Below are 11,446 nucleotides of genomic sequence, written 5' to 3' on the forward strand. Positions count from 1 at the left end.
ATTATTCAGCCGACGCGCCAATCATCGTATTAAAGCGCACCGGCCGGTTGTCGGCGATTTCAGTACTGGCCAACACGGTCAGCTGCGGCAGAGAGCGGCGTAAAAAACGTGAAAGCATGGCGCGCAGAACTGAGTTGACCAGCAGAACCTTCGGAGCCCCAAGGGCCATCTGCCGCTGCAACGCCCGTTCGGCCTGGACCAGCAATCGATCCGCCATGCCCGGCTCTAGCACGCCGCCGTTTTGTACCGCCTGTATCAGCGCTTGCTCTAAAGCCACTTCCAGGCCAATGACCTGGATATCCCCTGTACCGGGAAACCAGTGTTGGGTAATGGCGCGGGCCAATTTATGGCGTACCAGATTGGTTAACATATCCACATCGTTTTGCTGCGGCGCATTTTCCGCTAGACACTCCACTATAGAGCGCATATCACGAATCGAAACCTGTTCAGCCAGTAAATTCTGCAATACCTTATGCAGGGTGGTAAGAGAAAGCACATCCGGGATCAAATCCTCCGTTAGCTTAGGCATTTCACGGGCGAAATGCTCCAGCAATTGCTGCGTTTCCTGGCGGCCGAGCAGCTCCTCGGCGTGTTGCATGAGCAACTGATTGAAATGGGTCGCGACCACTGTACTGGCATCCACAACGGTATATCCAAGCGTCTTGGCCTCATCGCACAGTACCTGGTCTATCCATACGGCCGGCAGGCCAAACGCGGGTTCCTGACACGGGTCGCCCTTTATCGTATCGCTGGCGCTGCCGGGATTAATGGCCATCCAGCGCTCGGGATAGATATCCCCACAGCCGATTTCCACGCCGTGTAGCAAAATACGGTAGTGGGTTGGCGGTATTTCCAAATTATCGCGAATATGTACCACCGGCGGCAGATAACCAATTTCACGAGCAAATTTTTTGCGGATCCCCCGTATGCGCTTCAACAGCTCAGCCCCCTGGCTGCTATCCACCATTGGAATCAGTCGATAGCCTACCTCTAGTCCGAGGGTATCCTCAGGCTGCACGTCATCCCAGCTGGCCTCCTCGCTCTGCCTGGTTTCCGGCGCTGGGTTATCCCCCAGCGTGCTAACCGTCGCTTTTTCCCCGCGTATAACGGCGTGATGGCGCAGCAGCCATGCCATGCCGAGCAGTAGTAGCGTGAACAGTAAAAATACGATGTTTGGCATCCCCGGTACCAGTCCCAGCAAACCAATCACTGCGGCGGACAGCATCATGACCCGGGGGTTATTGAACAATTGGCTTACCATTTGCTCACCTACGTCCTGATGAGTAGCCACGCGCGTGACAATAACGCCGGTAGCGGTCGAAATGACCAGCGCTGGTATCTGCGCCACCAGACCATCGCCGATAGTCAGCAACGTATAGGTTTCCCCTGCTCGGCTGAGATCCATTCCGTGCTGCATGACGCCTACCAGCAAACCGCCAATCAAATTAATGGCCATAATCAATAACCCGGCGATTACATCACCGCGGATGAATTTGCTTGCGCCATCCATGGAGCCGTAAAAATCAGCCTCTTGCGTCACTTCTATGCGTCGCTGTTTTGCTTCCTCTTCGCCGATAAGGCCGGCATTCAGATCGGCGTCGATGGCCATTTGTTTGCCCGGCATACCGTCTAATACAAAGCGTGCGCCCACTTCGGCTATACGGCCCGCGCCTTTAGTGATAACCATGAAATTGATAATCACCAGAATAGCGAACACGACGATCCCGATAGCGAAGTTACCGCCGACGAGAAAATGGCCGAACGCGTCGATAACCTGCCCCGCCGCCGCTTCCCCTTGATGCCCCTGCAATAAAATAACGCGCGCTGAGGCAACATTGAGCGCCAGCCTCAGCAAGGTAGAGAATAACAGCACGGTCGGAAAAGCGGCAAAATCGAGGGTACGCTGGGTAAACATTGCTACCAGCAGGATCATTATGGATAAAACGATATTAAAGGTAAAAAAGAGGTCCAGGGCGAAAGGGGGCAAAGGCAGGATCATCATCGACAAAATCATGATAATCACCACGGGACCCGCAAAGATTTGCCACTTGGTCTGACTGAAACCGGTTAAGTGCAGTTTAGCTACCAGATTCACCATCGTGAATACTCCTTTTTTGCACGATATAATGCTTTTGGTACGGTGAGTTTGCTCGGTTGCCGGGGCCGCAATCCCCCTTGCTTGCGCCAGAGACGCAAACCATAAACCCAAGCCAGAACCTCCGCCACGGAACCATAGAGCGCCACCGGAATGACGCCGCCTATCTCGCAGTGCCGGTATAGGGCCAGGGCTAACGGTGGTGCTTCCAGAATTGGGATTCCCTGCTGTTCCGCCCGCTGACGGATATTTAGCGCTACGACGCCTGCGCCTTTCGCCAATAGCTGCGGTGCGGTCATACGCATCTGTTCATATTTCAGCGCCACCGCATAATGGATCGGATTGACGATCACCACATCGGCGTTCGCCACATCCTGCATCATTCGCCGCTGCGCCTGCTGGCGCTGGCGCTGGCGAATCAGACCTTTCAGCTGCGGATCCCCTTCTTTTTCTTTATGTTCTTCAAGAATGTCATGGCGCGACATCCGCAGCTTCTTCAGATGACTGAATAACTGATAAAAAACGTCAAATCCCACCACGGGAATCAGGGCGAGGATGATAAGCAACACGCACTGCCGTATAAGTGATAAACTTTCAGCTATGACCGTGAGAGGCACCCCCTGCGCTAACTGCATCATCCGCGGCCAAATAAACCACAAAGCGGTGCCGCAGGCGCCGCCTCCCACCAGACAGAATTTGAACAGCGTTTTGGTAAGTTCAGCGATCATTTGCATGGAAAACAGTCGGTTAAGCCCGCTAAAGGGGTTCAGGCGTTTGAGATCCAGGCTGACAGCTTTACTGCTAAACAACACGCCACCGATCAACATCGGCGCCCCCACGGCTACTAACGTCACGCCGAGGAATAGCGATACGCTCGCCAGCATCGCCTGTCGCACCAGGTCGGAAAACTGGGCCAGTAACCAACTCCCCTCGCCGTTAATGTGGAAATCAAACGAGAGCCCGCTTTGCAGCATCCGTCCCATACCGAGAGCTAGGTGTTCACCCGTCAGCCATAGCAGGCTCCAGCCAGACAGTAACACCATCCACGACACTAGCTCTTTGGAACGCGGTACCTGTCCTTCTTTGCGCGCTTTTTGTAATCGGTGGGGAGTGGGCGCTTCACTTTTTTCCAGATCGCTTTCTTCCGCCATGGCACTTTGCCCTCGCGTAGTGAATGAGTGATTTCATGACTTTTAGCCTACGTGACGAAAGGCGATCCGATAAGGTAAAAAAGAGTCGGATCCGCGCGGCTTTTACCAGACGAATGACCCGTCCGCGGCAAGCAGCGCAGAGCGCTGTCATTCATAACGCATCGAGCTGTGGGTTTAACGTGGTCCTTCGTGTCAAAGCGCGCTTTTGGGAATCGATGGCGCTGGCGGGACGCCGTCACCATCTATTCTATCGTTCAGAGAGGGCAACGCCGCGTCAGATTGCGCCGTGATGGATACCTCTGGCGCAGTTGGAGTGAATGGCGCTAGTGGTGAGGTTTTCTTGTCGAGCGGCGGCTTGGTCAAATGCCGCAATTGCACTGCTGCATCCTTGTCGCCGTCAATCACTTCGCTATGGCTATCCGTATTTTCCTGGCTGATCGCCTCTTCCTGCTCGTGGGTCAAAATGACGATACTGATACGGCGCTGCGCAGCGTTGTCATCCTCTTTCCCCGGCGGCGCCATGGTATTCGCCATGCCGATGACCCGCAGAATTTTATCACTTATCAACCCACCTTCTACCAATTCACGGCGCGACGCATTGGCACGATCGGCGGACAGCTCCCAGTTACCGTAGCCACGCTCGCCGTTTAAATAAGGCTGATTATCCGTATGCCCGGCCAAGCTTATACGGTTGGGCAAATCGTTAATCACCGGCGCAATTATGTGCATAATACTGCGCATATAGGGCGCAATTTCCGTGCCGCCGGTGGCGAACATTGGTCTTTTTTTGCTATCGATAATTTCAATACGCAAGCCCTCATGCATCAGAGTAATGCGCATATTAGGCTGCAGTTCCTTCAGCCTCGGATCGTTACGCAACATATGATCCAAGCGCAGGCGGGCATTATTCAGCCTTTGAATATCCTGCTGGTGATCCAGTTGACGCTGACGCAGACGCGTTGTCCGAGCTTCGCTCGGGTTAGCGGGCAGCGGGAAATCACTTACGTTGAATTTGCGGTTGTGGTTAATCGCCTCTCTCAACGGCATCCTGAAATATTCGGCGATCTGCTCACGCTGCTGCGGCGTTGTCGCCCCCAGCAGCCACATCACTAAAAAAAACGCCATCATCGTGGTCATGAAATCGGCGTAGGCTATCTTCCACGAGCCGACATGGTGATTGGTATGTCGTGCCCTACGCCATTTGATTACAACCGGGGGTGACGTCTTTTTCATAAATTGACTGTCGTATCAGCAGATTCCATTAGGCCGGATTTTTTAATCTGGCGCAGGTGGGATTCTAATTCCTCGAAAGAGGGACGTTCGGAAGTATATAAGGTCTTGCGCCCGAATTCTATCGCGATCGGCGGTGCGTAGCCGTTCAAACTGGAGAGCAATGTCACGCGAATGCAATGCAACATCTTGATATGTTCATCGCCTTTCTGCTTAAGCAACGCCCCCAGGGGCATGACGCATCCGTAGGCCAGGAGAATACCAAGCAGGGTTCCCACCATCGCATTGGCAATCAGGGCACCGAGTTCGCCCGCGGACCGGTCCGCGGCGGCCAGGGCATTTACCACGCCCATCACCGCCGCGACGATACCGAAGGCGGGCAGCGCATCACCTACCTGTAGCAGGCTGTTTACCGGGATATCATTTTCTTGTTCATAGGTCTCTATCTCCTTATTCATCAGCGCTTCAATTTCATAAGCGTTGAGATTACCGCCAACCATCAGACGGAGGTAATCAATAAGGAAATCGATAACCAATTTATCAGCGAGCAATGAAGGATAGTGAGTAAAAATAACGCTGTTATGCGGATCGTCAATCTCTTTTTCCAGCGTTATTAATCCGGACTGACGACTTTTGGACAGTAGGCGATACATCAGTGCCATGACATCCATGTACATCGCTTTGTTATAACGAGATGAACGGAACAGGCGCGGAATTGACTTTATAGTAGCATAGATAGCCTTAATATTATTTCCAATAATAAAAGTACCTAAACCCGCACCTACGATAATCATAAATTCCGCGGGCTGAAATAAGGCGCCTAGTTGTCCTTCCGCTAACAAAAATCCACCAAAAATAGAAATAAATACAATTATATAACCAAATATAACTAGCACAGTGATTCCTTACAAGACAGTGGCATCCAGAAAATGAACGTTTTTGCCAGTGATGGAATAATCCGTTTGTGAAAATGGCATTCAATGCATCACTCTTCTCAGCATGTCTTTACGTTGCACATATTCCGTTGTCTTAAATTATATAAGCGATTATAGGCGGCGGCATGTGAAGGTTTACGCTTTTTAACTGCCCTTGAGGGTGGGTGGCAGAAACTGCAAACAAAGTTATGGGGCGGATGGAAGGCATAGGTAATGAATGCTCCCCCACATTGTTTACAGCGCGTTTGCCCTAGTAATTGGCTGTCGATAAAGCGTAGCAATATCCAGGCGCGGGTCAAACCTAGCACCGTCCCACCATCCTGGCGCTGCGGACAGAGTTCTAGATATAGCCGATACGCTTTTATCATTGCCTCGATGGTCGGGGTATTTCCTATGCGAATCAGGCAGAGATAAGCGTTGTAAAACGCGGAAGAGTGGATATTCTGCTCCCAAGATAGAAACCAGTCAGCGGAGAATGGCAATAGTCCCTTAGGTGCCGGTGTCCCTTTGACTTCCTTATACAATTTCAGCAATCGACTGCGGCTCAGGCAAGTTTCATTTTCCAGAATAGGTAGCCGAGCGCCGAGCGTAATCAGCTCCATGGCCAGCTGTATATCCCTGGATTCCTGCATGATACTTTTCCTATACACGAGATCATTCCTTAAGCAAACGGGTAGGATCGGGAGTCGCTGAATTAAGCAACTGCGTGGACAGCACGATCCCTGTATGGACCTGCTGTAACTCATCAACACGGGATTCGCGCGTCAGGCAATTGATGATCTGTTCGTCATCGAGGCGCAGCAGGCAAATAAGCTGGTTGATTTCGCCAAGCTTTATCAATTCAGATAGGGAAAGTTCAGCCAGTTTATCCAGCGTGTCTTCTCCCACCCCAAGACGGAATCCCGCTACCTTCTTATCTTTTTTGATAAGCTCTTGGGCGAGTAAGAGATAGGATAGATTTATTTCATGTATATTCCTGAGAAGGTTATCACTACTCATCGTTGATGTATCCTTGTTATTTTAATAGCGAAGGAGGGTTAAGTATTAATGGCCGAAAAGCATTAAACGCAGATATCGGTCACCTGGCACTTGTTTAAACTTACACTTAGCATGTTAATAATTAACAAACAATAAACTCATTAACCCTTGGCTCTATTTATAATGGCCTAACCGAAAACATTATTATCTTAACCGTGCCGCCCATGCAAACATATTTTTCTCATCAATCTCAGGAGACAATTAATGATAAGTAATAACCATCCTACGCGCTAATTCGGCGTACAATAGCCTAACACTATTTAGCCAATGATCAAAAAATTACATTACTGCCTCATTAGTAAATCCATAATCCGCCGATTTAATGCATCGGCGGACATTTATGCTACATAGTCTGTGACGCTTGCGCTTGACTACACAATATACATACTAGTTATATTGCAACACAAATAAAAAATCTTACTTTTACGTGCTAACCCATCATTAGTCACACTTATAACTTACATTAAGAAATACACCCCTAATCAGCGCCTATTATGCCAATTAAGTATCAGTTTAGCAGGTTAGAATCATCGGCTATCATTTACAATGATGATTAGAAAAGCTAACCTTTGTACCTTATTTTTCCCTAGGAGGACAAATTAAACTGTCGTAATAACACGATGACATCACCAGTAATGAGATAATAATCGTCATTTAACTACCGCAATCTAGACCGGTATTGTAAAGGATATAGCGCCGATGGCACGTCATTTCGTCTAATAGTCCAATAGCCACGTCGGCAGCAGATAGAGATCACGATCCTATCCTGTAATGCCGATTTAGATTAAGCAAGAGTAATCATTGTCGCGACAGCGAAGCCCTTCTGGATCACTTTGGCGGATATGGTCGCTCTTAACGTTTCGCTCAATCGCGCGCAGCAGTAACATAAAGATAAAAAAACAGCAGACCTGAGAATGCCAATGCCACGCTGTCGATAGCGATAATGTGCAGCTAATAGCGACATGCTACAGATGAAACTTGGTCGGTGAGAGAGGATTCGAACCTCCGACCCATACGTCCCGAACGTATTGCGCTACCAGGCTGCGCCACTCACCGTAATGCGGGCGCATGATACTTCGCCTCACTACAGGCGTCAATCCCTTTTTAGTAATTTCCATCAATTACTTACAAACCCATTAGCCACGATTAACCACAGCAGCCGGCTGTGCCGCCGACGGTTTCTGACACCAGTTATTTTTCACTTTAATGCCGCCATTCTAGGATTATTATACCCCAGTCATCCCAACAAACTATCAAACAATTCTTCATAACGATGAACCGTGTAGGCGCGCTGTTACACCTACAGCCACACAAACGCGTCATGATTGATTCTCTGTACTCGCCAGCAAAGCGTCAGATTAGCAGACCATCATAAGTACGTAGAACTACTCCAGCGGCCGCCATATCGCGCGGTGTACTTTGCAGCAGTGTACCTTTCAAGTGATAGTTTTCATCAATAGACTCACCGTGGTCAGTGGCATAAAATACCAGTGCTTTTTTGTTGTGGACCTTATCGATAAAACTATTCGATAAAACTATCGATATGCAACATACTGTTATCGAACACGTTAATCAGCTGCTCCTTAACTGCAATCCTGATTGACGACGATACACTCCGGCCGATAGCGGGAAAATCTGCGCGGGTAACGCTGCGAATACAAATAGTGAGAGCCTTTGGTGTGCAAAATGACTAAATGCTTACTTTGAGGATGGAGAGCCAGCGATTCTTCATCTCGTCAACTAGCAGCATATCGTCCACGGATTTATCATTATTGCGTTTCTCGGACGCGATCATTCCACGAAAGGAATAACTTATTGTTATCATCGGTATTATTGTATAACCAAACCTCGCTTTGCATGGCGAACAGCTCGGAGGTGAAGCCTGGATTACGCATCACAACAAAGACATTTTGCTCTTTCAGCGTACGCTGTGGATTATTGAGGGTTCTCACCTTTGCGCACGAACATACAGCGTAGGAAGAGTTTGGTAGAGGTATCACAGGAATACCTACGAAACGCTACCAGATCTTTTCATGGAAGAGTTTTGGCGTCATATCGCGCTCATAGCCCAGTAATCCTATATGATCCCAACGGGTCGTCTCACCAATAATAAACACCACATAAGTATTATAGATACCCGCCGGCAGTAGATAGGTAAACGGCTTAGCCGGATCGAAAAAAACTCTCATTAACCTAGCTTTCATCGAGCCGCGTATTAGGCGAACAGCCTGAGCGACGATGACGATAGATATGAGTGCACCAACAAACCGCCATAGCTAGGAATATCGATATTAGTAGTAATACGTTCACGCAGATTCTGCGCCTTATACTAGTAACGCACCGCAGCCACATTAGGCGCCAGCACCACCAGCAGCCGAAATAAGAACTTCACCGCCTACCAGACGTTTTCAGTTGCTGGAACAGGATGTCGGCCGAAGGCGTTTTGCCATATTAGCAACAACGGCAAGACGCTTATCCCTACCATCCATACCAGGAATTTATTCCCATGGCTTCGTGCAACAAATCGATATCGGTCGTCATCACCGATATCGATAATGCCGTAACCTATAACAACATTGAAATGTGTCATGGTAGTAACTGGCAGAGATCAATATCATAACCAGTAGCGACGCGATAAAACAGAGCGACCGCCGAACAACAATACCCGTATCAAAAATAAGGTAAATAAAATGGCGGCCGTAATTTCGGTTAACGCGATAACTATATGCCAGATGCTGGAAGACTGATGCAAAATATCGAATCTTCGGATGAAGACAAAGAGATTGAGGAACAGGCCGATTATAGATGGCAAGAAACAGCTAAAGCGTCTGATGTAGCAGTTTTTTCACAATTTTCATTTAAGGCAAAACCCAGCAAGCATGAGGAGGTCGTGACGGCTATGGAGCTTAACTGCTGGCACAGTAACAGGATAAATCCGACGAAATAGTGACCTATTGAAATTCTTCAATAAGAAAAATTACAAAAAGTTTTCATACAAGCGCTGCGGGAAGAAAAAGGCGGGAATGCTAAGGCGCTGGGGGATAAACCTCCCCCAGCAATCAAACGGGGATTACACGGTAATGACCTGCAAAGTGACATCAATATTATTGCGGATCTCGTTGTAGTACAGGCACACCGCATGGGATTTTTGCACCAGCTCTTCTTCCAACACGCTATGCGCTAAGGAAATAGGCAGAGTAGCCAGCGGCGAACAGCTGCTCGGGATTTGTGATCGCGCCGCCTTGACCTCCCATTTCTTTGGGCAGGAATAGCTTCACGTCCAACACGCTTTCAGAGGAGGTTGTATATCCATCACGACCGCGGGTGGCTTTCGATTTGGCGCGATAAATCACTTTTTAAGTGACATAATGATTTATTTATTGGTTGATTACGCTGGGTTACACCGCGCCTTAACGGCGGTCACCGATGTGCCCAAATGGCCACTCAAAAGTTCTAATTGACGTTTCAAAGCCCCAAGTTCATTGGCGCTGCACGGACAACTCGTAGAGAACATCCGCCGGAATGGTTGCCACCAGGGCGTACAGCGAACGCTCCTGCTCGGTCAAGCGAATAATCTACTTGCCGCTCATCATCGTCAGAACGAAAACGCCCCAGCCAGGCTTCGCGTTTCCATACGTTTGAGCAGCGACATCAGCGTCACGTAGTATAGAAATATCCATTCTCCCATTTCCGAAACATTCACCGAATACCGCTTCAAAATCACCAGCATCACTGGGTACTATGGATAGGTCAGATTAAGCTTGTCCAACATAACTTATTGAGGTAAAACAGTATTTATAGGATATTTATTTCCGGCGTGCGCACCGAGTAATGCTGTGGAAACCACCGCCAGGGGGTAGCATGAGATCTTAGATATCATGCCACTTTTATCACTGAAGCCACACTTACATTTACTATGCACTATGGCGGTCAAACCATCAGCAGCACCGAGTTAAAACATCGTACTGAACCGTGCTTATCGACCGCTTTACCGCCATCCGTGATGTCGTAGGCTGCCTTAGCCAATTTGGATGCCGCCAGCGCCGAGCCGGTGGCCTTTTATCCCTAGCCTTATCAACCGCGGCAGATTATGCTGCAGGAACTGCTTACCATGAGTGATTAGCGGCTGAAAAGTTCGCCTGCGCTACTCTCTGGTCAGCAGCGTTGCTTGCTTCGAGGCGACATGGCCATATCTCACCGCTTGGCCGCCTCCTGATGCACAGCGCGTGGACATCGCCGGGTCGGCGTCATAATTTAATATCATGGCCGGGAACGCAACTATCTTTGGCTATGTTAAAGTAAAAATAGTTTATTATCAATATGTTGGTGACAGACAGCGGGACCTGGCGACTAGCGCGCAACGAATCGTTCTGCATCTGGGATATATGTAGCTGGCGTTTGAACGTGACACCTACGTCAGTTTAATTCTGTGCTGACAGCCGCCTAATGCGGACGCCTGGTCGGCACTCACCCTGTGTAGCGACGCGGAGCGATGGGGATGCGCTAGGTCTATTTCCTTTTGCTGCCTCATGTCATGTCACTGGATATCACCGCGTCGGAGGGAGGTGCTTACCCTGGCGGGTATAATTCTCTTTATCGGTGCCTGCCTAGGCATTTTACTGGTCAATGCCATCGAACAGTTTATCGCCATGCGTTTCTTGCAGGGTTTTGACCCATGCTTTATCGGCACGGTAGATTACCCGCCGCCATTCAGAAATCTTTACGGATGCGATTTGCATCAAAATCACCGCATTAATGGCCGATGTCACTCTGATTGCCCGCTGACCCGCCTCTTGGCCGGCTCGGTGATCGTAGCTTACTTTACTCCTGGAAAATGATGTTCGTGCTCTTCTCTATCCTGGCCGATATTGCTCTGGTATCGATGCCAACCGCGCAGCCCGGCTGTACGAGCCGTTTTCTTCAGCATCGCTGTGGCACGATTACCGCGTTATCTTTACTAACCACCAGTTTCTATGCAGTACAATGGCTATCGGCTG

The 11,446-nt window shown here is 49.3% G+C and carries 7 protein-coding genes, 1 tRNA gene and 2 pseudogenes; 1 reads left to right on the forward strand and 9 read right to left on the reverse strand.

Annotated features, from left to right (window positions below):
- Nucleotide 1: 1 nt before the first annotated feature.
- From flhA to BG74_RS20480, 9 genes and pseudogenes are all read right to left on the reverse strand, one after another.
- Nucleotides 2-2,098: a flagellar biosynthesis protein FlhA gene (gene flhA / locus BG74_RS04465; protein WP_066596888.1), complete on the reverse strand. Its 2,097-nt coding sequence runs from the start codon at nt 2,096-2,098 to the stop codon at nt 2-4.
- Nucleotides 2,092-3,246: a flagellar biosynthesis protein FlhB gene (gene flhB / locus BG74_RS04470; RefSeq protein WP_066596890.1), complete on the reverse strand. Its 1,155-nt coding sequence runs from the start codon at nt 3,244-3,246 to the stop codon at nt 2,092-2,094. The genes flhA and flhB overlap by 7 nt, the downstream gene beginning before the upstream one ends.
- Before the next feature lie 192 nt (nt 3,247-3,438).
- Nucleotides 3,439-4,479: a flagellar motor protein MotB gene (gene motB / locus BG74_RS04475; RefSeq protein ID WP_073961075.1), complete on the reverse strand. Its 1,041-nt coding sequence runs from the start codon at nt 4,477-4,479 to the stop codon at nt 3,439-3,441.
- Complete coding sequence (motA, locus tag BG74_RS04480; RefSeq protein WP_066596892.1) at nt 4,476-5,372, reverse strand: flagellar motor stator protein MotA; 897 nt, start codon at nt 5,370-5,372, stop codon at nt 4,476-4,478. Before motA ends, motB begins: the two co-directional genes overlap by 4 nt.
- Before the next feature lie 98 nt (nt 5,373-5,470).
- A complete protein-coding gene (gene flhC, locus BG74_RS04485) occupies nt 5,471-6,061 on the reverse strand; it encodes a flagellar transcriptional regulator FlhC (protein ID WP_187202614.1) in 591 nt (196 codons plus the stop codon).
- A 4-nt stretch (nt 6,062-6,065) separates the two neighbouring features.
- Nucleotides 6,066-6,410, reverse strand: a complete 345-nt coding sequence (flhD, locus tag BG74_RS04490) for a flagellar transcriptional regulator FlhD (RefSeq protein WP_066596895.1) — start codon at nt 6,408-6,410, stop codon at nt 6,066-6,068.
- 1,018 nt (nt 6,411-7,428) lie between these two features.
- A tRNA-Pro gene (locus tag BG74_RS04495) sits at nt 7,429-7,505 on the reverse strand.
- Nucleotides 7,506-7,585: 80 nt separating this feature from the next.
- Nucleotides 7,586-9,307 (reverse strand): annotated as a pseudogene (gene eptB, locus BG74_RS04500) (kdo(2)-lipid A phosphoethanolamine 7''-transferase).
- A gap of 318 nt (nt 9,308-9,625) precedes the next feature.
- Nucleotides 9,626-9,802 (reverse strand): annotated as a pseudogene (locus BG74_RS20480) (OsmC family protein); the annotation flags it as partial.
- 1,212 nt (nt 9,803-11,014) lie between these two features.
- On the opposite strand from BG74_RS20480, the gene BG74_RS13030 reads away from it, so the two are divergent.
- Complete coding sequence (locus BG74_RS13030; protein WP_187202615.1) at nt 11,015-11,287, forward strand: hypothetical protein; 273 nt, start codon at nt 11,015-11,017, stop codon at nt 11,285-11,287.
- The last annotated feature ends 159 nt before the right edge of the window (nt 11,288-11,446 follow it).

The organism is Sodalis-like endosymbiont of Proechinophthirus fluctus (assembly GCF_001602625.1).
Classification (GTDB): Bacteria; Pseudomonadota; Gammaproteobacteria; order Enterobacterales; family Enterobacteriaceae.

What these genes read in the sequence shown, in the direction of transcription:
- flhA (WP_066596888.1), bottom strand. Translation starts at nt 2,098, where the DNA reads ATGGTGAATCTGGTAGCTAAACTGCACTTAACCGGTTTCAGTCAGACC.
- flhB (WP_066596890.1), bottom strand. Translation starts at nt 3,246, where the DNA reads ATGGCGGAAGAAAGCGATCTGGAAAAAAGTGAAGCGCCCACTCCCCAC.
- motB (WP_073961075.1), bottom strand. Translation starts at nt 4,479, where the DNA reads ATGAAAAAGACGTCACCCCCGGTTGTAATCAAATGGCGTAGGGCACGA.
- flhD (WP_066596895.1), bottom strand. Translation starts at nt 6,410, where the DNA reads ATGAGTAGTGATAACCTTCTCAGGAATATACATGAAATAAATCTATCC.